28 protein-coding genes are annotated in these 24,432 nt (G+C 43.8%); 1 reads left to right on the forward strand and 27 read right to left on the reverse strand.

What is annotated here, in order from left to right:
- Positions 1-16: 16 nt before the first annotated feature.
- A complete protein-coding gene (locus A8708_RS30970; RefSeq protein ID WP_068670290.1) occupies positions 17-541 on the reverse strand; it encodes a tetratricopeptide repeat protein in 525 nt (174 codons plus the stop codon).
- A 64-nt stretch (positions 542-605) separates the two neighbouring features.
- A complete protein-coding gene (locus tag A8708_RS30975; protein ID WP_068670456.1) occupies positions 606-944 on the reverse strand; it encodes a nucleotide pyrophosphohydrolase in 339 nt (112 codons plus the stop codon).
- Between the two features lie 118 nt (positions 945-1,062).
- Here A8708_RS30975 and A8708_RS30980 point away from each other — a divergent pair, with 118 nt between their 5' ends.
- On the forward strand, positions 1,063-1,935 hold the full coding sequence (locus tag A8708_RS30980; protein ID WP_068670291.1) for a YitT family protein: 873 nt from the start codon (positions 1,063-1,065) through the stop codon (positions 1,933-1,935).
- Positions 1,936-2,005: 70 nt separating this feature from the next.
- Here A8708_RS30980 and A8708_RS30985 read toward each other — a convergent pair whose 3' ends face one another.
- The 25 genes from A8708_RS30985 to A8708_RS31100 all read right to left on the reverse strand — a co-directional run bounded on the left by A8708_RS30985 (position 2,006) and on the right by A8708_RS31100 (position 24,370).
- Positions 2,006-2,884, reverse strand: coding sequence for a sporulation protein YpjB (locus tag A8708_RS30985; protein WP_068670297.1), 879 nt, complete (start codon positions 2,882-2,884; stop codon positions 2,006-2,008).
- Positions 2,885-2,938: 54 nt separating this feature from the next.
- Entirely contained in the window at positions 2,939-3,598 is a 660-nt protein-coding gene (locus A8708_RS30990; protein WP_068670298.1) for a DUF1405 domain-containing protein, read from the reverse strand.
- 203 nt (positions 3,599-3,801) lie between these two features.
- A complete protein-coding gene (locus tag A8708_RS30995; RefSeq protein WP_068670299.1) occupies positions 3,802-4,689 on the reverse strand; it encodes a c-type cytochrome in 888 nt (295 codons plus the stop codon).
- Positions 4,690-4,709: 20 nt separating this feature from the next.
- Positions 4,710-5,381: a menaquinol-cytochrome c reductase cytochrome b subunit gene (gene qcrB / locus A8708_RS31000; protein WP_029193037.1), complete on the reverse strand. Its 672-nt coding sequence runs from the start codon at positions 5,379-5,381 to the stop codon at positions 4,710-4,712.
- A 17-nt stretch (positions 5,382-5,398) separates the two neighbouring features.
- Positions 5,399-5,944, reverse strand: a complete 546-nt coding sequence (locus tag A8708_RS31005) for a ubiquinol-cytochrome c reductase iron-sulfur subunit (protein WP_068670301.1) — start codon at positions 5,942-5,944, stop codon at positions 5,399-5,401.
- A 285-nt stretch (positions 5,945-6,229) separates the two neighbouring features.
- Positions 6,230-6,658: a DUF2487 family protein gene (locus tag A8708_RS31010; protein ID WP_068670302.1), complete on the reverse strand. Its 429-nt coding sequence runs from the start codon at positions 6,656-6,658 to the stop codon at positions 6,230-6,232.
- 204 nt (positions 6,659-6,862) lie between these two features.
- Complete coding sequence (locus A8708_RS31015; RefSeq protein ID WP_056616951.1) at positions 6,863-7,051, reverse strand: IDEAL domain-containing protein; 189 nt, start codon at positions 7,049-7,051, stop codon at positions 6,863-6,865.
- 174 nt (positions 7,052-7,225) lie between these two features.
- Positions 7,226-8,341, reverse strand: coding sequence for a hypothetical protein (locus tag A8708_RS31020; protein WP_068670458.1), 1,116 nt, complete (start codon positions 8,339-8,341; stop codon positions 7,226-7,228).
- Between the two features lie 137 nt (positions 8,342-8,478).
- Positions 8,479-9,069 carry a histidine phosphatase family protein gene (locus tag A8708_RS31025; RefSeq protein ID WP_068670303.1) on the reverse strand — a complete coding sequence of 197 codons (591 nt, stop codon included), beginning with the start codon at positions 9,067-9,069 and terminating at the stop codon, positions 8,479-8,481.
- Positions 9,070-9,114: 45 nt separating this feature from the next.
- Positions 9,115-9,744, reverse strand: a complete 630-nt coding sequence (locus A8708_RS31030) for an anti-sigma factor family protein (RefSeq protein WP_068670304.1) — start codon at positions 9,742-9,744, stop codon at positions 9,115-9,117.
- Between the two features lie 6 nt (positions 9,745-9,750).
- Positions 9,751-10,332: an RNA polymerase sigma factor gene (locus tag A8708_RS31035; protein ID WP_056614299.1), complete on the reverse strand. Its 582-nt coding sequence runs from the start codon at positions 10,330-10,332 to the stop codon at positions 9,751-9,753.
- Between the two features lie 402 nt (positions 10,333-10,734).
- The gene (locus A8708_RS31040; RefSeq protein WP_068670306.1) at positions 10,735-11,595 is read right to left on the reverse strand and encodes a polysaccharide deacetylase family protein; all 861 of its coding nucleotides are present in this window, start codon (positions 11,593-11,595) and stop codon (positions 10,735-10,737) included.
- A gap of 175 nt (positions 11,596-11,770) precedes the next feature.
- Positions 11,771-12,859, reverse strand: a complete 1,089-nt coding sequence (locus A8708_RS31045; protein WP_068670460.1) for a prephenate dehydrogenase — start codon at positions 12,857-12,859, stop codon at positions 11,771-11,773.
- 27 nt (positions 12,860-12,886) lie between these two features.
- Positions 12,887-13,987 carry a histidinol-phosphate transaminase gene (hisC, locus tag A8708_RS31050; RefSeq protein WP_068670308.1) on the reverse strand — a complete coding sequence of 367 codons (1,101 nt, stop codon included), beginning with the start codon at positions 13,985-13,987 and terminating at the stop codon, positions 12,887-12,889.
- Between the two features lie 16 nt (positions 13,988-14,003).
- On the reverse strand, positions 14,004-14,819 hold the full coding sequence (trpA, locus tag A8708_RS31055; protein WP_068670310.1) for a tryptophan synthase subunit alpha: 816 nt from the start codon (positions 14,817-14,819) through the stop codon (positions 14,004-14,006).
- Between the two features lie 3 nt (positions 14,820-14,822).
- Positions 14,823-16,016 carry a tryptophan synthase subunit beta gene (gene trpB / locus A8708_RS31060; RefSeq protein ID WP_068670312.1) on the reverse strand — a complete coding sequence of 398 codons (1,194 nt, stop codon included), beginning with the start codon at positions 16,014-16,016 and terminating at the stop codon, positions 14,823-14,825.
- On the reverse strand, positions 16,013-16,711 hold the full coding sequence (locus tag A8708_RS31065; RefSeq protein ID WP_068670314.1) for a phosphoribosylanthranilate isomerase: 699 nt from the start codon (positions 16,709-16,711) through the stop codon (positions 16,013-16,015). The genes trpB and A8708_RS31065 overlap by 4 nt, the downstream gene beginning before the upstream one ends.
- Positions 16,712-16,736: 25 nt before the next feature.
- On the reverse strand, positions 16,737-17,531 hold the full coding sequence (trpC, locus tag A8708_RS31070) for an indole-3-glycerol phosphate synthase TrpC (protein WP_068670316.1): 795 nt from the start codon (positions 17,529-17,531) through the stop codon (positions 16,737-16,739).
- Positions 17,521-18,561, reverse strand: a complete 1,041-nt coding sequence (gene trpD / locus A8708_RS31075) for an anthranilate phosphoribosyltransferase (protein ID WP_068670318.1) — start codon at positions 18,559-18,561, stop codon at positions 17,521-17,523. Before trpD ends, trpC begins: the two co-directional genes overlap by 11 nt.
- A gap of 21 nt (positions 18,562-18,582) precedes the next feature.
- On the reverse strand, positions 18,583-20,130 hold the full coding sequence (trpE, locus tag A8708_RS31080) for an anthranilate synthase component I (RefSeq protein WP_068670320.1): 1,548 nt from the start codon (positions 20,128-20,130) through the stop codon (positions 18,583-18,585).
- Positions 20,131-20,417: 287 nt separating this feature from the next.
- Positions 20,418-20,804, reverse strand: a complete 387-nt coding sequence (gene aroH / locus A8708_RS31085; RefSeq protein ID WP_068670323.1) for a chorismate mutase — start codon at positions 20,802-20,804, stop codon at positions 20,418-20,420.
- A 3-nt stretch (positions 20,805-20,807) separates the two neighbouring features.
- Positions 20,808-21,902, reverse strand: a complete 1,095-nt coding sequence (aroB, locus tag A8708_RS31090) for a 3-dehydroquinate synthase (protein ID WP_068670324.1) — start codon at positions 21,900-21,902, stop codon at positions 20,808-20,810.
- Position 21,903: 1 nt separating this feature from the next.
- On the reverse strand, positions 21,904-23,067 hold the full coding sequence (aroC, locus tag A8708_RS31095; protein ID WP_068670325.1) for a chorismate synthase: 1,164 nt from the start codon (positions 23,065-23,067) through the stop codon (positions 21,904-21,906).
- 264 nt (positions 23,068-23,331) lie between these two features.
- Positions 23,332-23,496 (reverse strand): hypothetical protein, encoded by a 165-nt coding sequence (locus A8708_RS35950; RefSeq protein ID WP_167355947.1) that lies wholly within the window; start codon positions 23,494-23,496, stop codon positions 23,332-23,334.
- Positions 23,497-23,587: 91 nt separating this feature from the next.
- A complete protein-coding gene (locus A8708_RS31100) occupies positions 23,588-24,370 on the reverse strand; it encodes a CheR family methyltransferase (protein WP_068670327.1) in 783 nt (260 codons plus the stop codon).
- Positions 24,371-24,432: the final 62 nt, after the last annotated feature.

A 24,432-nucleotide genomic window follows, 5' to 3' on the forward strand; every position in this document is an offset into this window, starting at 1 on the left:
ATAGTGGTGATCTCCTTTATCTGTGTCTCGGGCCTAACTCTGTATTCATTTTGATCTTATAAATCGTGGCATGCTGCTTAGCAAGCTCGTGATGCGGCTCTAAACGAACAGCCTCCATAACGGTTTGATAAGCTCTGGCATAGTCCTTACGCATCGCGAAAGCCTCACCCAGCATCAGATACGCTTCAATAGCTAGTGGATCAAGTGCGATCGCTTCTTTTAATAGAAAAATAGCGCGCTCCGCATGATCAGATTGAATCGTCAGCTGCCTACTGGCTTGTTCAACAAGCTCACGTGCATTCAACACTTGCAAATGAAATAGAAATGCCTCATTCGCAGGGTCGAGTTCATTTGCTCTTGCTGCATGTTCCACTGCTTTAGTAAGCTTGTTGCTCCTCGCAAAAGTAATGGAAAGTTTGTGATGATAGACAGCATTGTTTGGTTCTTCCGCAATCGCTTTTTCAAACCATTCAATGGCTCCTTCAAAATCATGCCCAAGTATGGATTCGTATGCTTTCTGTATTTGATTTTCTCCATTCATCTGCCCATCCTCCTTTGCCATTAGGGGGTTTCCCAATTCATGGGGATGGTTTAGTTTATGAAGGTCATTTCGTTTCGGTGTTAATTTTAGTCCAACGCCCTGCATCACGGGTATTGAATTTGTGCATGATTTTGTCATGCGCTTCGGTTAGATCAATGCCAAGTGAATTCGCAAAACAGATCGTTATAAATAAAATATCACCAAGCTCCAATTCAATCGAATTGTCCGCTTCTGTACTCTTTTTCGGTTTTTCGCCGTAAGAGTGATTCACCTCACGTGCTAATTCACCAACTTCTTCAGACATTCTGGCCAGCATAGAAAGAGGACTGAAATATCCTTCCTTGAACTGGGAAATATAAGTATCAACCTCTTGTTGCAGGTCTTTGAGTGATCGTTCTGACATCGGCATCCTTCTTTCTATCCTCTTCACAAAGGTTATCCTCCTTATGTTAAACTAAACGAGAATCGTTGACAAATTTTTTGTTAGATAAGGTAAGTATTTTAGGCATGGAGGAATTCACATGATATTTAAGGAAAGATTCCAAGATCAATTTCTCAATGTGCTTGGAATCGGGATTGGAACTGCGATTTATGCCTTTGGATTGCATTATTTTGTTATATCCAATGAACTGATGGAAGGCGGATTAACGGGGATTTCTCTCCTGCTCAAATACGTGCTTAATGTCCCGCCATCCGTCTCAACTCTCGTATTTAATATTCCCTTATTTTACTTAGGGTGGCGAAATTTCGGTAAGGGCCCCATGTTGTATACGATTTTCGGTGTCATTTGTCTTTCGTTCTTTCTATGGGTGATGGAATGGCTCATTCATATGGGATGGGTAGTACCATTTCATACGACGCAAGACTACTTTCTTGCAACACTATATGCTGGGATTACGTTAGGCACGGGGCTGGGACTTGTCTTCCGATTCGGTGGAACAACTGGTGGTTCCGATATCTTAGCTCGCATTGGGCATAAAAAAAGAGGCTGGAGTGTCGGACAAGTTATCCTGATTATTGATGTCGTCGTAATTGGTTCCTCTTTTATTTATCTCCCAAAAGAAAAAGTACTCTATTCACTAGTGGCTGTATTCGTCACATCTCGAATTATTGATTACATATCTGAAGGCGCTTATGCTGCCAAAGCTTTTACAATCATTAGTGAGCAACCAGGTGTACTTGCAGAATCCATTACCAAAGTATTAGATCGGGGAGTAACGCTGTTCCCAGCACGAGGTGCTTACTCAGGTAACACGAAAGAAGTCGTTTATTGTGTCGTTTATCGGCATGAGACAAGGCAATTACGTGAGTTAATTCATGCCGTTGATCCACGTGCTTTTATCATCGTTGGTGATGTGCACGAGGTTATTGGGGAAGGTTTTAAAACAAGTTAAATGAACGGCTACCCCTAGGAATAAAAAAAGTGGATTAACAGCTCATTAGAGCTTGTAAATCCACTTTTTTCTATCTGTTTTCACTTTCCCTTGTTTGCCGAACAGGAACGATATGGCGCCCAGATTGGTACATTTGCCAACCTGCATACGATAGGACACCTATTATAATAACACCTATACTCAATGACCAAATAATAGGATGATTCGGATCCGTGAGAGGCACATAAGCCAGCGCGTCTTTATGTTTCATAAAGATTTCGTCTAACATTTGGTTTACATTCACGATTCCCGCTTCTAACGGTCTTATCGGCATCGGTTTCGTATTCACATTGGTTCGAAGAAACACGAGTAATGAATCCAATTTCTCTATGGTCGATGGATCCCGGCTAATTATCAGTGAAGGATGTATAATGGCGATGTGTTGTGATAGCTTACCAAATTCTTCAATGGCTTCTTGCTGCCTGTTTGCCTTTATGTGCTGACTTAGCAATTGCGTATCATTCTGTAGAACCTTATAGTATTGCAGCCACATCGGCTGATTCTTATGTGAAAGTGCATCTGTTGCTAGCCGAATCTTGGCCACAACTATTTGTCCATCGTTAGGTGAGTAATTAACGGCGTTATACACTCGTTTCGCATCGGTGACTGTTGCGGTCAAAGCATTCAAACCTTCAATAGACGTAATTCCTTCCCAAGAAATCTTGGGGATTTGATCGGATAGTTGAATCAATTTATTTCTTGCCTCAGCAACTTGTCCAGACATCGTTAATGTATACAGCTCTTCGGCTATCCCATTTAAAAACGTAATCCGCTCCAATTGAACTGGGTCTATAGGTTTACTAGCTTGTCCGACTGTCTGTTGATTGGTTCCGCAAGCTGCAAGTAAACAAAGAACAAAGCCAATTAAGATCGTCACCGCTATCCCTCTTAATCTTCTATCGAAAAACATGGGACATCCCCTCCTTCACCATCATCATATGGAGGTTCGTCCCACTTTAGACCATCAGGTACTCGCTTTCAACAATTTTTTCTCTCTAACCAAGAAGCATGTAATCGCAATCCAGATTCCGATGATACTCAAGCATATCGTGAAGAATTGAATGGTTCCCAAATAGGGATGCAGCTCACGTTGGAGTCTCGGGAATACCCCCCTTTCATAATCCATGAAATCATTCCAAAACGTCCATAATGCCACAATGACGATAGCAGGCAATCTGTAAGAATACCATCGCACAAATAACAGCGCTTCCACTGCCATAGCCAAATGAGACGCTGTCAGCATCCAACCATCCCATCCAACAGATGCCCCCTGCCAAGCTCCCGCCCATATCATCGTGACTGCCCAGATACCATACTTAAATGATGTAATTAGAGCGAAAGCCTCAACGAAACCGCGAATTGCCTTATATAGCTTACTCGTAGGTTTGGTAAGGGAACGATCTACAATCAAGTAACCAACCGAAAGTGTGAAAAATAAGCTAGCAGTTGGACTATCTGGCACAAAAAGTACATACCATATTGGATTCTCTGCAAGGGTGTCTACCATCTGAATCCAATACCATTCATACCCATAAATGGTTCCTAGTAAATTACTAATGAAAAGCAACCATAGCATTCTTTTACTCCGCAAGAAATTACTGCTCCACAAATAGGAAATGGACATGTTGGTCCCTCCACTAGAATCAAGTACGATATGTAGACCGTCTAAAATTTTGAGAAAACCTTTATCGAGGTCATTCAAAGATGAGCGACCGCGTTTAGATGTAGGTTTTATCGCCAAATAGAAATTCGTTTTCGGGTACCGAAAACTTGGATTTCTATTGTGGTCAAAAAAAACCTGATCACTCTCGCGACCAGGTTCACATGTTATTGAGTTTTTTGTTTGGATAACCAATCTGCTAATTTATCGATATCAGCATCCGTCAAGCCTTTATCAATGTTAGGTTTGTACATAGCAGGCATGTTGCCTTTACCATTTTTGATAATACCCATAATGTCTTCCTTCGTATGTGTATCACCAGTTCCTAACAAAGCAGGTACACCAGAAGCTGGCATTCCTTTTAATTGAGCACCATGACAAGCTAAGCATGTTGCTTTCGCATAGATCGCAGCACCTGGATCATCAGCAGCCACAATAGCAGCAGGTTTCTTCGTTGGTTTAGCAGCACCGTTCGCTGTGCCACCCTTGTTAGCGTGCATTTCTTCTTCACGCTTGATGTGCTCTGGAATGATGTTTTTCTCTTTAAGCTCTACTTGGTAATGTGACCAAGAAGTGTACGTTAGATATGTACAAGCGATCAAAGATAAAATCATAAGGCTAGAAGCAATTGGTCTTCTATAGAAGCGACGTTCTTTGCCAGTATCCAAGAATGGAGCTAGCAATAAACCACCAAATAGTAAACCTGGTACTACTACCGCTCCAAGAACAACATAATCTCCCGATGTGTAAGGGTATTTCAGCAATTGATACATGAACAAGAAATACCAGTCAGGCATCGGAATAAATGCTGTGTTCTTCGGATCCGCAGGATAACCTAACGGAGCTGGGTCGGACATAACTAGAACTAGCATACCAACCAAGACAACGACACCAACCATCCATTCTTTCAACAAGAAGTTAGGAATGAAGGCTTCCGATTTACCTGGGTAAGCAGAGTAATCTCTAGGAATGAGTCGTTGTTCTTGCGTTTTTTTAATTACGCGGGAATCCCCTACGTAAACGATTTTTTCATCAGACTTATGACCATGCGCCACGCTATTCGCCCCTCCCTAAATTATAGCGGTCCGGAAATACCTTGTTTGCGAATCATGAAGAAGTGTCCGGCAAGCAAAGCGAGCAGAACGCCAGGCAGGAAGAACACATGAATAGCAAAGAACCGAGTTAGTGTTTGTGCACCAACAATGCTTCCGCCTTGCAGCAATGTTTCGATGTACGGACCCGCGAACGGTACCGCTGCTGCAATTTTCATACCTACTTGTGTTGCAAAGTAAGCTTTGTTATCCCATGGAAGCAGGTATCCCGTAAAACCAAGACCTAACATAACGAAGAAAATGAGCATGCCTACAACCCAGTTCATTTCACGTGGAGCCTTATAAGATCCAGTGAAGAACACGCGCAGGGTATGTAAGAACATCATTACGATAACTAAACTAGCTCCCCAGTGGTGCATACCTCTGACGATAACACCGAAAGCTACTTTATGTTGTAAGTAATCAACACTTGCATAAGCATTGATAATATCAGGTGTGTAGTACATGGTTAGGAACATACCTGACAAAATTTGAATGACTGTAATGAAAAACGTCAATCCGCCAAAACAATAAACAAATGCGGAAAAGTGATGAGCAGGGTTAACGTGTTCAGGCACCTCGTGATCCGCTACATCTCTCCACATAGGCGTAATATCAAGACGTTCGTCAATCCAGTTGTATACGTTTTTAAACATCTGATCGTGACGCCCCCTTATACTCTAGTGTTAGCATGCAGTTGTCCAACATACACGAAACCATTCTCTACTTTTGTTGTGTACTCATCTAATGGACTAGGCGCAACAGCAAGATTCTTGCCGTCTTGCGTATAATGCGCACCATGACAAGGACAGAAATACTGATCTTTGTAAGCTGGGTTATCGTTCCAGTTGACCGTACAACCTAAGTGCTTACATGTTGGATTTAACGCAAAGAGAGCACCCTTACTATCTTTGGAAATCCATGCTACGAGTTCAGCTTCACTTTCATACCAACCATCTACCTGATGGACTTGGAATGTAAAAGCTTGTGGAACATTCGTAATCTTACTTTCTTCGACAACTTTAACCCAATCCGATGCTGCTTTTGGCTGAAGGACTGGATCAATGGCAAACCGAATCATCGGTATGATAATCCCGGCTCCCATGAATCCACCAGCGCCACCAAGGGTATAAGAAAGAAATTGTCGACGAGACATTTCGCGTTTGGTCCCGGGTTTCTTCCCATGCTGTTCTTCATTGTGATTGTTATGATCACTCATTCTCAGGTCTACCCTCCTACATTGGCCGAAGTCCGAACCCTCTCGAACATCAGCTACCTCTATCACGTGTCGTTCGACATTACACTACATAACTAGGACATTTCTAATAATAGCCTACGTCTACTAGGTCGTCAAGAATTCATAACTCCTTTTATTGGATTGAAATCTGCGCTTTCGGACAAATTTTAACGAAATTGTCACAACTTTTTGTGAGCCACAATCATCCATTACTACCCTTATCTTGCACATTTTTTTTCCATTAATACACGACAACACCAAAGTTACTCAGACAGGATACCATAGTTGTTGCACTTGTTTGGAAATACCCGCTCTAATTGCCTCTGATTGCTCTGTCCATTGTTCAATATCGACAACAATCAACAAATCTGTCTCGGCAGATTTCCAGTGGATTGCTTCCGAATGCATGGTAACTACAATGATGTAACGAAACCCGCTTTTCTTCAATTGATGCACGATGCTTTCCACTTGCTCACTTGCACCCGTATCTGCTATGTAATGAAGAGCTGGATAAGTAACAACTCTGCCCTTGAAAGGAATTTCAATAATTTCCATGACATCACGGAGCCGCTCCAACACTGTAGTCACTTGCATCGGATCTTCATTTCCTGTCAATCCAGTAACAGGTAATAAACACGTATCCAAGTAGGGTTTCAATTCCGACCATTCTTGTAAGGCAATCTCATTAAATTTCAAGGTGTAGCGCCTCCCTATCATTTACCAAAAGAACTTCCACTATGTAGCGTAAGCTCAACTTGTACTTTAAGTACTTTAATCCGTCCTCCCTTAGCTGTCAATCCACGATTTAAGCTTGGATGGGATCAAAGTTTAACTCATACAAAAAAGACACGGGATTGATATCCACATGTCTTCATGTTTAACTTACTCTTGCGCAGCTAATTACCCTAGTGATTGTAAAATCCTTAGTTCAGATGTTAGCGCCAGGAAAGATGTTTGATCCCCTTTAGCAAGTGCGCTATCAATTTCCTTATAAAGATTTTCTTCTCTATATTTGCGTAAGGCATTATCCCAAATCATTTCCGCGAAAAGTGCCAGCAGCGCATCGTTAGATACATTCATTTTTCCCATGAGACCTACCTCCAAATGTTGTCCGCGGTTTGTCAGGAGCTTCTTTTTCGCAAAAATATGTTTGCATTATGGTGTACGCCAACCCGTTGTTATGCTCCTATTACATCATATTCACTAGTTAATTCAACGCTTCATTCAAATGCCCGTTTGAACGGGAATGTGTTAATACCTAGATCAGAATAGAACTACTTTGTCTTCTTCTGCAATGTGAATTCCCCGAATCACCCTGGATCCGATCTTGGTAACTTGTATGACAACCCCATGCGTGTGATCTTCGCCTATTCGAATCAATCCCATATGCATCATCATTTGCAGGATTCTCTGCTCGACAATGGATTCTGATCCATCATAATAGAATGGTTTAACTAATTGGCTAAATAAATCTACAACCGATGCCATCGTCACCCACTGATCACAGAGGCGATCTAGCCACAGAGATATACTTTGTAGACTCGGAATTGGATTTTTGTATAGCCTGAGCCAGAACTTATAGATATCCGTTATTGTTTCTTTCTTGCCTTCCACTAAACGTTCCTTACCTGTTTCTGTTAGATGTAACACCATACCTTGCTCACTGATGAGTTCGTGGTAATAGCAATAATCATAGATGAGAGAAAATCGGTTCGGATATTCCTTAAACATGCGTCCGTACCCAAATCTCCACGTTCCCTTGGCTACCAATCCCTCTTGAACAGAAAGTAGACTAAGGATTTGCCCAAGTTGTCTCTTGTACATAAAACCTTCTGCTGTCAAAGGCATTTCTTGCTGTCCAACCGCGGTTAAGAAAATAAATATGTCGTCCGCTAGAAGTAATTGTTCATCACGATAGACCGTTGGTTCTTCCGTTTTCACCAAAGCTTGTTTAAATTGCTGGGCTAATACATCACCAAATCTTCGTTTTAAATCTGCTGGAACATGAAATAGGTATTTGGTTTGTTGGGAATACCCGTTAAACAACCAACCTAATTTCTTGAATTTCAGAATCATATCTCTAGGATTCCAATCTTCTGATGTCTCTTCTTTTTGAAAACGTGATTGCTGGGCTCTAGCGATGAGTTCCTCCATACTAAATGAATTGCGAGGATCGGAGAGCAGGGCGTTGAGGAAGCGAATGTTTTCCAAACTAAGATTTTGAATGTGTTTTTCGAATATGTCTTTGCGCATGGCCGTACTCAGGATCGATTGAATCAATTCATTCTTAGAATGACCATTGCACTCACACTCGTAGGTATGTGCAATTCGGCCTAAATCATGGATATCGGCGTAGCTAAGCATATCCGCTAGGTTCATTTCCATCCTACAACTCCCATCTGGCGGAGTTTTCTACTCCGATGTTTCTAGTAACCATTATGGGATTTTTTTCCGAAAATATTCCGTGACAGACAAAAAAACATGACTCGATAGAGTCATGTTTACTCAAGTTTGCTTTATGCCATCGGTTCCGATGTCGTTTGTAAATGGGTTAGGCAATTATACAACTGAAGCTCCCATTGATCATTTTGTCGTAACAACAAGGTCAACGATGTATTCTGCAGGAACTCTTCTTGATTCAATTTTAACACACGAAGAACTTGCACAATAAAACCACCGTGAGAGATGAGTAAAATTTTCTTATTAGGGTAAAGATTCAAAATCTCTGTTTCAAGATCCAGCCATCTTGCCCAAAGCTCACTGTCCGACTCCTGACCTAGATCCTGAAGCTTCCACTCGGTTCCCCAGCGTTCTTCTCTCTCAGCGACTGTAGTGCCCTCAACTAGCCCATATTTACGCTCTCTTAAGCGTTTATCTTTATGTAGAAAAGGGATACCAGAGAGTGTAGAAATAATTTGCGCGGTTTCATTCGCTCGCTTCAAGTCACTGCTAATAATGCCATCCCAACTCTCTTGAGATAAACGCAGTCCAAGTAATCTAGCTTGCTCTCTGCCTTCGTCTGTTAAATCGGTATCCAGCTGTCCTTGTAACTTGCCCAAACGATTCCACTCCGTGCTACCGTGCCGTATAAACCCGATCGTTGTCATTCTTTACCTCCATCGCTAGAAATGAAAAATGCCCCATGAGGAGCACTATGTTTTGGTTCGAGATAACCAATTCATGATTATAATAGTAGCTACTAAGCCTAAAAGTGATACGACTAATAAATAATGAGGATAAGAATGAATAGGTCCAACATGAAACCGTAACGGTTCCATGAAACTTGGATTCAGACTAGCTACAGCATCACCCAACTTATGCCCATTTAAAGACTCAGTACCGCTAATTTTGAGAGCTTGTGGCGCCTCAAGATCGTATAATGAATTATCCGCGGATGCCATTGTTGACTGTGGAGATCCCTCATATACAATGGCAAATAAAAAGCTAAATACAAAAAGAGCTAAACAAAAAGCAATAACCGCAGTCAAATTTCGTCTTAATTTATAGGAAATTGAATACATCCGCTCCGAAACTGGAATTCGCCATGATTCATCCTCGTAAATTCGGTTCATTACTTTGGTGGAGACGATAGGTTCAAAGTCCGTCAGCTCCTCGTCAGTTGCTGCAGAGCGGATCAGAATCATGCTCTCTTCCCATATTTGAAACTCTTCGTTACAAGAGTCGCACGTTTCTAAATGCTTATCCACTGCTTGACGACGCAGGTCATCATTCGGCAAATCCCAGTAGACTCCAAATAATTCCTGTATCTCACTACACTTCATCGCTAGTCATCCCTTCGATTCTTCGAATATCGGCTCACTGAAATAAGGATCCAGATGCAATTTGACGGATGCTCTCGCCCTAAATAGCAGCGATTTCACCGAGCTTACCGTTTGACCTAGTATGTTGGCAATTTCCTGATAATCCATCTGATCGTATTCGCGTAAAATCAAAGCCGATCTCTGCTTTTCAGGCAAGCTATTAATCGCTTCGCGAACCATGGATACCTTTTCGTTCCTCAACATGGCTTGTTCTGGCATCGCATCAAAGGAAGCATGGGGAGTAAGCCCACTCTGCTCCAATGACACTTGGACACTTTTATTTTTGCGCAGCTCACTCAATACGGTATTGCGGGCAATCGTATATAACCACGTAGAAAAAGATGCCTCGATCTCACGGAAAGAATGCAAACTGCGATACGCTTTATAAAATGTTTCATTACACAAATCTTCCGCAATGGCTTCCATTTGTGTGCTTTTCAGCATGTGATAAATAAAGGCAAGGATTTTACGCTCGTAACGACGCATAAGCTCGTTATATAGCTGAACATTTCCATCCTTGATTTCTCTGATCAATTGGGAATCGGTCATTACGTGGCGACCCTCCTCGCGATTCCGGGTACCACTCCAACTGTTCATACATGTTGTACTTGTGTTGGAGTGAAAAGTTGCGTTCTATTGTAAAAAAAATGTGAATATGAAATTAGGCAAACAATAAGCCTCTACTTATTCTCGATCAAACACGAGATTCCTGCTAGATTCGACAAATTGTTGGTTAAAGTTCATATTTCTGCTTCTACTCTACTATCGACATTTTCCCGTCTTCCTTTTATATGTAATTAGAAATGAAAAAAGACAAAAAAAAACCGCCGAATCGGCGGTTGCACTTATGGTGCGATTATCGGATAGGAGTGGAGAGAAACCATACTGTACTTTTATTATATGTATACGGTTTCATTCTGTCAACACTTTTTTGAAAACGTTTACTAACCGCTATTTTGAGCCAATGAATTGAGATTGTTCTCTCTTGGCTTGTTTGATCAAGTTACTAATGGAATGCGGACGAACAAACGGACTTCCACCATTGATTCGCGGAATTTGCATGGCGTCTGTCCATTCCGTCGCAATACCCGCTTTCGTTGTAAAAGCGTAATGTATCCCTGCTTCATTCAGGTAGGATATCGTAGTATCATCATAGCTTCCATAAGGGTACGCATAGGCATCCACATTTTTCGAAGGATTCAGTTCCTTCAGTTTGGCGATACATTTGCGAGTATCCTGAAGAACTCTGCTCTTAAACTCAACTTCAGTTTCTAGCTTTCCATTTAGCAATAGTTTATTGGATAGCATCGGTTTGCCATCTTTCATGGCATGAAGTTCATCGGAGTGCCCCTGAAATTCAATATTAGGATCTTCTCTTGTCATCTGCTTAATTTCATCCTTGGATAGAGACGCGATCTTCGGCCTCTTGGGATCATCCAAATCTTTCGTGATAACGAAATTGACAGCAGGGATTTGAAGTCTTTTGAGAATCGGATAAGCATGTGTGTAGAAGCTTTCGTAGCCATCATCAAAGGTGACCAGTATGGCATTGTCGGGTATAGGCTTGCCTGTCGTTTTGAAATCTTTGAACTGGTCCATAGTAATGAAATGGAAGCCTTTCCGTTGTAACGAAACTAACTGCCGCTCAAACAGTCTTGGTGTTATGGTGACTGAACTCTGTTCAATTTCATCAATGTGATGATAGACAAGTACAGCAACCTCGTTCGAATAATACACATCTTTCGCACTTGCCAAAATAGGTGAAAAATTAAGAAAGACAATCATGACTGCCAGTAAGCTTACAATGAACATTCGGTATTTCAGATCAACCGCCCCATAACAATGAATAGTATGTATTTAAATAATAAGACCCATTATAGCATGCGCATTTTGACCTGTGAATGTGTATAAAAAAATAAAAAACTTCCTTTGCGAAGGTACATACCAACACAAAGAAAGTCCTGTAATGTTGCAAAGATATCGAAATTTATACATGCACCGCATATTCTTTGCCTAATAACGCCGAAGCGCGATCGGCTTCCTCTTGGTTACGGAATGACAACCGGAGAATACCAGGCACATCTTCACGGCTCTCGATAATTTGAATATTACTCAAATTGATTCGAGCATTTCCGAGCAGTGATGTAATCGAACCGATAATGCCGGGGTGATCGGGTACATCCACATAAATATCAAATAAGGAAGTAAGCACACCTTTACGGCGCTCCGGCAGCTTGTTGCGGAATTCACCAGCAATCCGAAACTGCTCGGCAATTCCTTCACCGTCACTCTGCTCAATCAAATGAACGAATCGTGAAATCTCATCATTCCAATCCTTCAGCAACTTGAGTAACACTTGACGATTATTGACTAGTATATCACGCCATATCGTCGGTTCACTCGAGGCAATCCGAGTAATATCTCGAAAACCACCCGCCGCTAAGTTTTGATATAAGGGATTACTTTCGTTATAGCCTCTTACTTGATTAACAAGCGCAACGGCAATAATATGTGGCAAATGACTAATAGCCCCAACAATGTCATCATGCTCGCGAGCATCGACTTGCACAATTTGAGCCTTCGTATGACTAAGCAGACTTGTCAGCCGATCCACCTCAGCTTGTGGCGTGCCTTCTGCTGGTGTCAAGACATAAAAAGCATTCTCATACAGATGCGATGAGGCAGCTTCCACCCCATGCCGCTCAGAGCCTGCCATCGGATGACCACCAATGAAATAGTAGCCTTCCTTCAAGTGCGCTGCTGCGCTTTCTGTGATGGATGCTTTCGTACTGCCCACATCCGTAATAATACAGCCTCGTTTCAAAGGCAGCTTCATCAGCTTCTGAACATATTCCTCCAAATTACCAACGGGTACACATAGGAAAATATAATCAGCCCCATCAACAGCTTCAGCCATATCTGTAGTTGCATGGTCAACAACATTCCGCTTCAGCAGCTTTTCGACGGAATTCGGATTGGGTGAGTGACCGATAACGGTAAATTCTGGTTTTCCTTTGTAACATAAGGCAAGAGATCCACCGATCAGACCTACTCCGAATATTGCTATTTTCGTCATGGCAAGAATCAACCTTTATCTTCTGAATTAGACTAGAACTGGAACCTCTGCAAGAACTTCCGTTAAAGCCGCAATGAATTTGGCATTTTGCTCACTTGAGCCTATAGTGACACGCAGTGATGTTGGGAAGCCCAGCATATGCCCACCACGAACTATTAGCCCACGGCGTAATAAGCCATTGAATACGTCTGAGGCTGGACGAGCAACGTCCACCATAATAAAATTACCGTGTGCAGGGAACGAGTGCAGCCCAAGTTGTTTGAATTGTTCTTCTAAGTATGTTAATCCAGCAGTATTGGCTTCGCGGCAGCTCGCGATGAAATCCTGATCCTTAATCGCTGCAAGCGCAGCGGCTTGTGCGAAACGAGTCGTATTGAAAGGCTCTCGAACTTGATTAATCGAGCGAATGACATCTGGGTGCCCAATGCCATAGCCAATGCGAAGGGAAGCCAACCCATAGATTTTGGAGAACGTACGCAGCGAGATTACATTTTTGTATTGACCAATAAGCTCAATGCTATCAGGGAACTCACCTGTAGTATTGTACTCGCAATACGCTTCATCAAGTACAACGATCGTATGTGCGGGAACTTTAGCTAAGAACGCTTTAATTTCCGCATCCGTGTTCATCGTGCCAGTTGGGTTGTTCGGGTTACAGATCCAAACAATCTTGGTACGATCCGTAATCGCTGCAGCCATCGCATCCAAATCGTGCGTTCCATCTTTCAATGGAACTTCAATGGAGATTGCCCCTTCGATTTCACAATTGTGTTTGTATTGCGGGAATGTGTGTGATGCCATAACAGATTCATCACCGGGAACTAGAAAAGCACGAGCTAGCATCAGGATAACTTCATCGGAGCCAGCACCGAAAATAAGTTGATTCGTATCAACGCCTAGAGAAGCCGCAACAGCTTCAGTTAATTGTACAGCGCCTCCATCTGGATACAGGCTAATATTAGCTATCTCTGCTTCAATGGCGGCCTTGACGTTAGGGGAGGACCCAAATGGATTCTCATTGGAAGCCAGTTTAATCACTTCCGTCAGTCCAAGCTCACGCTTGACTTCCTCGATCGGCTTGCCTGGTTGATACACGGGTAAATGTATAATCGTTTGTTTCGGTTTCATGAAGTCACCTCATCAATTAGTGGTTCGAACGTTTTAATTGCCCTACAAAATCACCTATTTGTTTAAGACCTTCTGGATGAGCAGCATTCTCTGTGAAATGTGGTAACGCGCTCTCGATCGTACGAACAATCGCACTCCCTACGACAACACCATCGCACAACTTCTCAAATCGTTCAACTTGCTCACGCGAAGATATGCCGAAACCAACAACAATCGGAACAGACGCAGCTTCACGAACGGTTGTAAGGAAATCTTCAATACCTCCAAAGAATTCCGCACGCTCGCCCGTTACCCCAAGGGAAGATACACAATAAACGAATCCGCGAGCACTGGATGCAATCCGCTGTACACGTTCATTCGAGGTTGGTGCTACTAATGGAATCAGATGAACACCATATTGCTCAGCAATCCCTCTGGTCTCGCTATCTTCTTCCAGCGGGAGATCTGGAATGATAATGCCACTAATTTCATTTTCCTGCATCACTTTAAAAATACGTTCCAATCCAATTTGGAGAACCGGATTATAGTAGGTAAAAAGAATAAATGGCAGCTGTGAGCCGCGATTCCTTGCCTGTTTCGCAACATCAATGACATCAAAGATTGAGATTTTACGCTGCAAAGCGCGCTCAGAAGAGCGCTGAATAACCGGTCCGTCTGCTAGAGGATCCGAATAAGGTACACCAAGCTCGATTAAATCCGCGCCTGCGCGTTCCATTTCTAGTATGAGCTCCAAGGATGCCTCGATCGAAGGGTCACCAATCGTTAAAAAAGGGATCATTGCTGTTTCACCGCGGGCTTTGAGTTCAGCAAAACGACTGTCAATACGGTTCATCGCCTATACCCCCTCGCCAAGATAGCTAATAATGGATTCCACATCTTTATCACCGCGGCCTGACAAGCTTACGATAATGATCTGATCTTTGGACATCGTTGGTGCTAATTTGAGCGTTTGCGCAATAGCATGTGCACTCTCTAATGCAGGAATAATACCCTCAGTACGGCTCAGCAATTGAAGTGCATCCAACGCTTCTTGATCCGTAATTGGATAGTAGGTAGCACGTTCGGCATCTTTGAGATAGGCATGTTCGGGACCAATTCCAGGGTAATCTAGACCGGCTGAAATCGAATGCGCCGGCAAAACTTGACCATACTCATCCTGAAGCAAGTAACTGAGTGACCCCTGGAATACGCCTGGTGTTCCTTTGGTCATCGTTGCTGCATGCTCTTCAGTGTTAATGCCGCGGCCCGCTGCCTCAACACCAATCAATTTCACGGACTCATCCCCAACGAAGGGATAGAAAATCCCCATGGCATTACTGCCCCCGCCTACACAAGCAACTACAGCATCTGGCAAACGGCCTTCAGTTTCCAAAATTTGTTCACGGGACTCGTCCCCGATCACACGTTGGAAATCACGAACCATCATCGGATACGGATGGGGTCCAGTCACAGATCCAAGAATATAATACGTATCTTGGACATTACTCACCCAGTATCGCAATGTTTCGTTACAAGCATCTTTCAAAGTACGCGTTCCTGACGTAACAGGAATGACTTCTGAACCTAACAATTTCATTCGAAACACATTCAATTGCTGACGCTTCGTGTCTTCTTCGCCCATGAATACTTTACATTCGAAACCCATTAAGGCTGCAACAGTTGCTGAAGCCACACCATGCTGACCTGCCCCAGTTTCTGCGATAATTTTCTTTTTGCCCATGCGCTTGGCAAGAACTGCCTGTCCGATGGTGTTGTTAATTTTGTGCGCGCCTGTATGGTTTAAATCTTCACGTTTCAAATATATTTTGGCTCCGCCCAGAAGCTCTGTTAAGCGCTCTGCATAATAAAGCGGAGTAGGTCTACCGGAATACTGCTTTTGCAAATAACGGACTTCGGCAATAAACGCGGGATCATCTTTATATTTGGCATAAGCTTCTTCAAGCTCATGTAAGGCATTCATCAATGTCTCTGGTACATAACGGCCACCGAACTTGCCAAATCTACCATGCTGATCAGGTACTTGTGTCACTTACGGGTCACCCTTTCCACAAACGCAGTTATTTTCGCAATATCTTTCACGCCATCTGTCTCCACGCCACTCGATACATCAACGCCATCAGGAGCGTATGCATGCACTAATTGATCTACGTTATCATGGCGGAGTCCACCAGCTACTAATAATTGAATACCGGACGTTCGAGCCCACTCTTGATACACAGGAATGCAATCCCATGCAAAAGTTCTCCCAGAACCGCCTCCATATATGGGGTCGAAAGTATCTAACAAGATGGCATCTACATGCCCAATATAAGGATTTAATTGCTCCGCTACCTTGGAAAGAGAAGGTATGGCATCTTCTGTTTTGGAGATGGACACGGATTTGAATACCTGTACATGAAAATGCTCACGAACCCAACCACAGAAAGTTGGTGTTTCCTGACTATGAAGCTGCACGATATCCAAGGGAGCAACAGCTAGGATTCCGATCAATTGCTCCTTCGTTGGATTAACAAATACACCAACAGATTGCGGGACGGTCTGACCCTTCGCTTGCTCTGCTTTCATAAAAGCAATCAGCTCGGCTGCCTTCTCCGGCGTGACCTGCCGCTTGCTTGGTGCAAAAACAAAGCCGATATGAGCTATCGGCAAATGTACGATTGATTTTAACACTTCAACGCTTTGAAGTCCACAAATTTTTACCGTTGGAATCGTTCCTACAGTCATCAAATCCGCCTCTTTCTACTTATAACTACACCTTGTTGGTCAGCTCACCCATCAACTGATGAACCGCTTGTTCAACGACGGGTTGACGCATGAAGTGCTCACCGATGAGTACAGCTTGTGCCCCTACTTTCTCAACATAGGCCATATCTTCAACCGTAGAAATACCGCTCTCGCTCACAACAGTTTTACCCTTTGGCATATAACTTATTAGTTCTTCCGTTGTTCCTAAATCGGTTACGAAAGTTTTTAAATTTCGATTATTTACACCTATCATTTGAGTATCCAGCTCCAAAGCGCGCTCCAACTCTTCACGATCATGAACCTCAACAAGTGCATCTAAACCAAGATCCTTGGCAAGTGTCAAATATTGCTTCATCTGCTCTGTCGTCAGAATGGCTGCAATAAGCAGGATGGCATCTGCTCCCAGTAACCTGGCTTCGTAGATTTGTTTCGGGTCGATGGTGAAATCTTTGCGTAACAATGGAACATTGACCGCTTTACGCACAGCTTGCAAATAATCATTGCTTCCTTGGAAATACGAAACATCGGTCAATACCGAAATACAATCGGCACCTGCACGTTCGTAGGACTTAGCCAATTCAACAGGTTCGAAATCCGCGCGAATTAATCCTTTGGATGGTGAAGCTTTCTTCACTTCCGCAATAAGCCCCATGGAGCGGTTTTTCCCTAGCGTTAATGCCCGCTCAAAGCCTAAACAAGGCGGAAGCTGAGAAATTAGCTTTTCAGCTTCCGCAATCGAAAAGTGGCTCATCGCATCTACTTCAATGCGTTTCGTAGCAACAATTTTATCAAGAAACATGGCATAGTTCTCCTGTGTATTGGATTAGATCATGTAATTTTTGCTCCGCACGTCCCGAATCGATTACGTCAGCTGCATATTTGACCCCTTGTTGCAGCGTGCCCACAAGTCCAGTCACATAGAAACACGCTGCTGCATTCGCAAGTACAATGTCACGGTGAGGTCCTTTCTCACCAGCAAATATATGACGAATTATTTCTGCGTTGAGTGAAGCATCCCCGCCAGCTACATCTTTGATACTATGTGCACGTAGTCCTAAATCGTCAGGCGTTATCGTATACGTGGTGATTACATCTGTTTTCAACTCTGTCACTTTGGTAGGTGCTGAGATACTAAACTCATCCAGACCATCTTCGCTTGCCACAACAAGTGCGCGCTTCAACCCAAGTGCTTGCAACGATTGTGCTAACATCTCTGTCTTGGTTTTGTCAAAGACCCCAAGGACCTGGCGATCTGCGCCCGCAGGATTCGTTAACGGTCCAAGTAAATTGAAAACCGTTCTAAATCCAAGTTCTTTGCGCGGTGCTGCAACATGTTTCATCGATTGATGATATGCCTGTGCGAACATAAAGCAAATGCCAGTACGCTCTAGACACTTTGCAGCTTGTTCCCCGCTCAAAGTAATCTTTACGCCAAGTGCTTCTAGGACATCCGCACTCCCGCTTTTACTCGACATCGCTCTATTGCCATGCTTCGCTACTCGTATGCCGCCTGCTGATGCTACAATAGCAGCTGTTGTAGAAATATTGAAAGTGTCCGCGCCATCTCCACCTGTTCCGCATGTATCGAGGAGATCACTTTGGTGTACATTCACTTGTACAGCTTTGCTCCGCATCGTCTCTGCAAACCCTGTAATCTCTTCAAAGGTTTCCCCTTTGATTCGCAGTGCCGTTAACAGACTGCCTATCTGTGCCGGTGAGGCAGCCCCGTCCATAATTTCAGACATGACACTTCGTGCTTCTTCCCGGGATAAATGATTGCCGCTAATCACTTTACCAAGTGCTTGCTGAATCGTATTGATTCCACTCATATTCTTCCATGCCCCTTCCTTCTATGAGTTAACCCAATAATCTTTGTTAATTTCGCTAACAGGTCTAGGCTCAGGACTGAACATGGCTTCTGCCATACGAATTGATTTCAGCAAAGCCGTTGCTTTGTTCACGGTTTCTTGATATTCGCTCTCAGGTACAGAATCCCAAACGATTCCTGCTCCAGCCTGTACATAGGCTTTACCTTTTTTGAACACAATCGTTCGGATCGTAATACACGTGTCTAAGTTACCGGAAAATCCGAGATAACCAATCGCACCCGCGTAAGATCCGCGAGACTCAGGCTCGAGTTCAGCAATAATGCCCATTGCTCTCAGCTTCGGTGCTCCAGACACCGTGCCTGCAGGCATACAGGATAGGAAAGCATCGAAGAAATCCTTATCCTTGGCAATTTTGCCAGACACATTGGAAACGATATGCATCACGTGTGAATAGCGTTCGATGTCCATGAAGGTATCACATTTGACTGTACCGAATTCCGAGACACGCCCGATATCATTTCGACCTAAGTCAACCAACATCAAATGCTCTGCACGTTCTTTCTCATCGGCAAGCAACTCCAACTCAAGCGCGTGATCTTCCTCAGGCGTTTTTCCTCTAGGTCTTGTTCCAGCAATTGGCCGCGTCTCTACTTTTTCTTCCTCAACTCGCACTAGCAGTTCAGGCGACGTTCCTACGATAATCTCATCGTCCATTTTAAGCACATACATATAGGGAGATGGATTCATGGTTCGAAGCACACGATACACCTGCAAAGGAGAAACCGTTGTTTCCAGTTCAAAACGCTGCGACAGCACGACTTGGAAAATATCGCCGGCACGAATGTATTCTTTGGCCTTATTCACGTTGGCAATGAACTTATCTTTCGTAATATTCGAGCGAATTTCACCTAATTCTGGTTCTGACACAATTGGGTTGTGCGTCATCGTATCGGAACTAAGAGGGCGTTTAATCTTCTCAATCGTGGCATCGATTTTCTCACAGGTTGCTTGATAAGCTTTCGCAATATCCGCATCCGTTGCAAATTTCGGAACATGTAGGTTCGCAATCACTTTGATCTGTTGTTTGAAATGATCAAAAACGATGACCTGATCGCAAAACATGAATTGAATATCATTCATTTGTAAGTCATCAATGCGATGAGGAGGTAGTTTCTCATAGTATTGCAATAAATCATATCCGAAGAATCCAACCGCACCGCCTGTAAATCGTGGAAGGTCAGCAAGCTGAGGACTGGAGTAGGAACGAAGATAAGCCTTCAACACTTCGATCGGTTTCTCATCCGTGATTTTTCTCTCGGATCCCGTTTCGACCGTTGTTTTTCCATGCTTCGCCGTGATCATCAAGAATGGATCGCTGCCTAAGAAGGAATAACGAGCCCATTTCACTCCTCCCTCTACGCTTTCTAATAAAAAAGCACGAGGCTCTTGATATAAATGTTGGAACACACGTATTGGCGTCTCGGTATCAGCTAGTAAATGACGCACCACTGGGATAAGATTATAATCTTTGGACAAACGAATGACTTCTTGCAATTCAGGTGTATACATGGAAACATCCCCTCTCAGCTTGTGAGCTACTCGCGGTCTGCTGCGCTCAAAACTCTATTCGAATACAAAAAAACCTCTACCAGGGGTAGAGGTTGACTTTAGTTTCAGTAGACGATCAGGATGAATGTGAAAAAAGAAAATAAGGCCTAGGTATGAACAAATAGACGATCCCTCTTGGGAACGAACCACTGGCCATATAGCTATTTCGCTTTTCTCATCTCAACTCGGCTCTGCTCTACTCTACTAAACTCTGCTCTACTAACCTAAACTCATCTAACTTCACTATACTACCGGGTAGCTTCATTTGTCAATTTAACAATATCAGGACGAAGTTTTTTGGCTTCCTTCAAATACACATGGTTAATCTCCGCTTGAGATTTGGTCGTGTTCACCTGAACCATCAAACGAATACATTTGGGCAATGCATTCTCAACGGGTACTTCCAAGGAACACATCAAAGGAACAAGCTCCCAGCCTACTAGCGAGCGAATCGCTACTGCCGGAAATATCGCTGTGATATCTGCTGTTACCGTGATGAAAACAGATCCAATATCTTCAGGAAGGAAATCATTCGCTTCTATAATAGCTTGCAGAAGCTCGCTTGTAGCCGCTAGAATCTCTTCTGCCTCGTTACGTTCAACCGTTGTTGCTCCACGAATTCCCCTTAAGTACATCGGTTATTTCTCCCCTTTTAGAAGGTCGACAATCTCTCTCACTTGCTGTGAAGTAACATCCTTACGAATCTCGACTTTGCCAATTTCGGTCGGGATGATATACACCATCGTACCTTCTTTGAATTTCTTATCATGCATCATAGCACTCATAATGCGATCTGTGTCCAAATGTGATGGTATACGCACAGGCAATCCGTATTTCACAAATAAACCTCTGGTTACTGTGTGTATGTCCTCGCTGTAGCCAAACTGCTGAGCAAGCTTAGCAGCACCAACCATCCCAATCGCAATAGCCTCACCGTGCAGCAATTCTCCGTAGCCTGCTACGGCTTCTAATGCATGACCAATGGTGTGTCCAAGGTTCAGTATCGCACGGAGATCATTCTCGCGTTCGTCTTGGGAAACGACGATGGCTTTCACCTGACAACCTATGTAGAGTGCATAACTTAATGCTTCTGGATCTAACCCTAACAGCTTGTCTGCGTTTTCATCGCACCACTGTGTGAAAGCAGCATCCCAGATCAAGCCATGCTTGATCACTTCAGACAGGCCAGCCTTCACGTCACGCTCAGGCAGAGTTAACAGCAAGTCAATGTCGAAGAGGACGAGCTCAGGCTGGTGAAACGCCCCGATGATGTTCTTCGCCATCGGGTGGTTGACCGCGACCTTGCCGCCGACAGAACTGTCGTGGGCAAGGATGGTCGTCGGGATCTGCACGAAGCGGATCCCGCGCATAAAGCTCGCCGCAGCGAAGCCGGCGAGATCGCCGACCACGCCGCCTCCGAGGGCAATGATCGCAGAATTGCGATCAAGGCCCGCCTGGAGGGCGGCGGTGACGATTCCCTCGAGCTGCGCGAGGGATTTGGATGTTTCGCCTGCGGGCACAACGCAGGCTGTCACGGCGAAGCCGCCGTCACGGAGCAGCGTCAGGACGCGCTCCAAGTGCAAGGCCGCCACCGATTCGTCGGTGACGATGAGCAGCGGCGATTTGCGGCTAAGCTTTGCGCGATCGAACAGTGCCGAGATATTGGTAAGAATGCCTTGGCCAATATATATGGGATAAGAACGTTCTCCAAGCTCTACGGTAAGTTCTCTCATCTTAGTAGTTCTCCACTTGCTTGAGGAAATTCGTAAGGTTCGTACGAATTTCTTCAATGGAGTCTCCACCGAATTTATCTAAGAGTGCATTCGCCACTTCCCAAGCAATCACATTCTCCATGATGACGCCTGCTGCTGGCACGGCACAAGTATCGGAACGCTCCACCTGAGCTGTAAATACTTCTTTCGTATCGATATCAACGCTTTGCAAAGGCTTGTACAACGTCGAGATCGGCTTCATTACACCGCGGACGATGATTTGCTCGCCTGTTGTCATTCCGCCTTCGAATCCGCCGGCACGATTCGTTCTGCGTCTGAAACCTTCTTCTTGTGAGTACAGGATTTCGTCATGAACATTAGAACCTCTGCGCTCTGCCGCTTCGAAACCGATTCCGAACTCCACGCCTTTGAATGCTTGAATAGAAAGAACAGCTTGCGCAATTTTACCATCCAGTTTCCGGTCCCACTGTACATGACTACCAAGGCCAACAGGCACACCTTCGATTATTACTTCAACGATCCCGCCCAATGTATCGCCATCTTCTTTGGCAGCATCAATGGCAGCGATCATTTTGGCTTCTGCTTCTTTGTCAACAACACGTACTGGTGATTCTTCTGTAATACGAATCAGTTCATCAACTGGAAGCTCTTGACGCTCTACTTCGACATCACCAATGCGAATAACTTGTCCAGCTACTTTGATTCCGAACTCTGCAAGCAATTGACGAGCAACAGCTCCAGTAGCTACACGCATCGTTGTTTCACGCGCACTGGATCGTTCCAAAATATTACGCAAATCTTTTTGATTATATTTGAGGCCGCCATTTAAATCCGCATGTCCAGGACGAGGACGGTTCACACGGCGTTTGCCTTCGTTATCTTCTTCAACAGGTTCAATCCCCATAACCGAAGTCCAATGTTTCCAGTCATTATTCACGACAACAAGCGCGATAGGTGCACCTGTAGTTTTACCATGACGTACGCCACCTGCAATCGTAGCCGTATCCTTCTCAATTTGCATCCGACGACCACGACCATAGCCTTTTTGACGTCTATGTAATTGATGGTTTAAGTCTTCAAAGTTAAGGTTTACATTGCTTGGAAACCCTTCAATAATCGCAGTGAGCTGCGGGCCATGCGTTTCACCTGCTGTTAAATATCTCACAATCCGTTACCCCCTAAGAATTTTACGAAGAACATCGAACTCCGTATATAAACATACTAGTATGGAAAAACCGAACTTACTAACTTCATGCGCCACGAAAAAACATGCACTATCTAGCACTTTAGCGCTTTGACGCGCGATTATCTGTTGTCATTATAGTATAGCTACTCAGGTTTGGCAACAACACAAATGCAAAAACACGCTTCACAGGTCAGGGACAAACCCTTCCGCGCAAGCGTGTCATTATCTAATCAGGAACCACAATTACCCGTGCATATGCTGCTTCTGGACGACCCTCGGAGGCTCACTAAGCTGAGGATCATTCATTAGTCCTGTAATTTGTGAGGAATCCACTCCTAAGATCTGAGCACATTCTTGAATGGAAATCATTCCTCTGCGATAAGCGGTAATCACCTTGCGTTTGTCCATGATAGCCCCCTAAGCGTGTATGCATTGTTCAAAGCTTGGTGTTCCCTCACTTTGCATTGCTACATCTTAGTATTGGAAAATAAGGAAGTTCTTATACTCCCTTTTTCCGATAAAAGAATGTTTCAGCCGCTTCCAGTTCATATTGACTAGGGGAAAATATCTGCTCTGTCGAACCAACGAAAAGAAGACCGCCTGGTTTTAGGGCTTTGGCAAACTTCTGGTACAGCACATGCTTCGCTTCTTCCGTAAAATAAATAATGACATTACGACATACGATGAGATCGTAACCGGTATCAAATGTATCAACAAGCAGATTTTGCTTTTGAAATTTCACTGCCTTTTTGAGTTCATCCGAAACGTGATACATCAAGCCATCTTGTTTAAAATATTTCTTCACATAGTTACTTGGTACATCACGTACAGAACGATCCAAGTACAACCCTTTACGTGCTTTCTCCAAGGCGCCATCGTCAATATCTGTCGCGTGTAAGCTCGTTTCACCCAATGCACCTTGCTCCGCTAAAATCATAGCTAACGTGTAAGGTTCTTCACCTGTAGAGCAGGCTGCACTCCAAATCTTCAACCGTCGATTACGCTTAAGCATCTCTGGAATGAATTTCTGTTCCACTAGCTCCCAACGGTTCGGGTTTCTCCAGAACTCTGAAACATTGATCGTCATCCGATCCAAGAATTCATAGAACAGTTCCTTGTCCTTCATCATCGCTTCAAAAAAAGAAATAAACGTATTGTAACCTCGCTTCATCCGCAAGGTAGTTAGTCGTCTCTTCATTTGCGCTTCTTTATATAACGCAAGATCAATGGACGTGTGTTCCTTAATTTTTTTAATAAACAACAAAAAATCTTGATCTTCCATGCTGTGCACCCACCTTGATCATTATGTACCTTGATACATTCTGTGTGGATTTAACAAATTCC

Source organism: Paenibacillus oryzisoli (assembly GCF_001653565.1).
GTDB classification, from domain to species: domain Bacteria; phylum Bacillota; class Bacilli; order Paenibacillales; family NBRC-103111; genus Paenibacillus_E; species Paenibacillus_E oryzisoli.

Excerpts from the sequence above, each read along its gene's own strand:
- aroB (WP_068670324.1), bottom strand. The coding sequence starts at position 21,902 with ATGAGAGAACTTACCGTAGAGCTTGGAGAACGTTCTTATCCCATATAT.
- A8708_RS30975 (WP_068670456.1), bottom strand. The coding sequence starts at position 944 with ATGTCAGAACGATCACTCAAAGACCTGCAACAAGAGGTTGATACTTAT.
- aroH (WP_068670323.1), bottom strand. The coding sequence starts at position 20,804 with ATGTACTTAAGGGGAATTCGTGGAGCAACAACGGTTGAACGTAACGAG.
- trpA (WP_068670310.1), bottom strand. The coding sequence starts at position 14,819 with ATGAACCGTATTGACAGTCGTTTTGCTGAACTCAAAGCCCGCGGTGAA.
- A8708_RS31025 (WP_068670303.1), bottom strand. The coding sequence starts at position 9,069 with ATGACAACGATCGGGTTTATACGGCACGGTAGCACGGAGTGGAATCGT.
- A8708_RS30985 (WP_068670297.1), bottom strand. The coding sequence starts at position 2,884 with ATGTTTTTCGATAGAAGATTAAGAGGGATAGCGGTGACGATCTTAATT.
- trpE (WP_068670320.1), bottom strand. The coding sequence starts at position 20,130 with ATGTATACACCTGAATTGCAAGAAGTCATTCGTTTGTCCAAAGATTAT.
- trpD (WP_068670318.1), bottom strand. The coding sequence starts at position 18,561 with ATGAGTGGAATCAATACGATTCAGCAAGCACTTGGTAAAGTGATTAGC.
- trpC (WP_068670316.1), bottom strand. The coding sequence starts at position 17,531 with ATGTTTCTTGATAAAATTGTTGCTACGAAACGCATTGAAGTAGATGCG.
- A8708_RS31040 (WP_068670306.1), bottom strand. The coding sequence starts at position 11,595 with ATGTTCATTGTAAGCTTACTGGCAGTCATGATTGTCTTTCTTAATTTT.
- A8708_RS31005 (WP_068670301.1), bottom strand. The coding sequence starts at position 5,944 with ATGAGTGATCATAACAATCACAATGAAGAACAGCATGGGAAGAAACCC.
- A8708_RS31020 (WP_068670458.1), bottom strand. The coding sequence starts at position 8,341 with ATGAACCTAGCGGATATGCTTAGCTACGCCGATATCCATGATTTAGGC.
- A8708_RS31035 (WP_056614299.1), bottom strand. The coding sequence starts at position 10,332 with ATGACCGATTCCCAATTGATCAGAGAAATCAAGGATGGAAATGTTCAG.
- A8708_RS31015 (WP_056616951.1), bottom strand. The coding sequence starts at position 7,051 with ATGGGAAAAATGAATGTATCTAACGATGCGCTGCTGGCACTTTTCGCG.
- A8708_RS31100 (WP_068670327.1), bottom strand. The coding sequence starts at position 24,370 with ATGGAAGATCAAGATTTTTTGTTGTTTATTAAAAAAATTAAGGAACAC.
- hisC (WP_068670308.1), bottom strand. The coding sequence starts at position 13,987 with ATGAAACCGAAACAAACGATTATACATTTACCCGTGTATCAACCAGGC.
- A8708_RS31030 (WP_068670304.1), bottom strand. The coding sequence starts at position 9,744 with ATGAAGTGTAGTGAGATACAGGAATTATTTGGAGTCTACTGGGATTTG.
- A8708_RS30990 (WP_068670298.1), bottom strand. The coding sequence starts at position 3,598 with ATGTCCATTTCCTATTTGTGGAGCAGTAATTTCTTGCGGAGTAAAAGA.
- A8708_RS31065 (WP_068670314.1), bottom strand. The coding sequence starts at position 16,711 with ATGACTGTAGGAACGATTCCAACGGTAAAAATTTGTGGACTTCAAAGC.
- A8708_RS30980 (WP_068670291.1), top strand. The coding sequence starts at position 1,063 with ATGATATTTAAGGAAAGATTCCAAGATCAATTTCTCAATGTGCTTGGA.
- A8708_RS35950 (WP_167355947.1), bottom strand. The coding sequence starts at position 23,496 with ATGGACAAACGCAAGGTGATTACCGCTTATCGCAGAGGAATGATTTCC.
- qcrB (WP_029193037.1), bottom strand. The coding sequence starts at position 5,381 with ATGTTTAAAAACGTATACAACTGGATTGACGAACGTCTTGATATTACG.
- A8708_RS31045 (WP_068670460.1), bottom strand. The coding sequence starts at position 12,859 with ATGACGAAAATAGCAATATTCGGAGTAGGTCTGATCGGTGGATCTCTT.
- A8708_RS30970 (WP_068670290.1), bottom strand. The coding sequence starts at position 541 with ATGAATGGAGAAAATCAAATACAGAAAGCATACGAATCCATACTTGGG.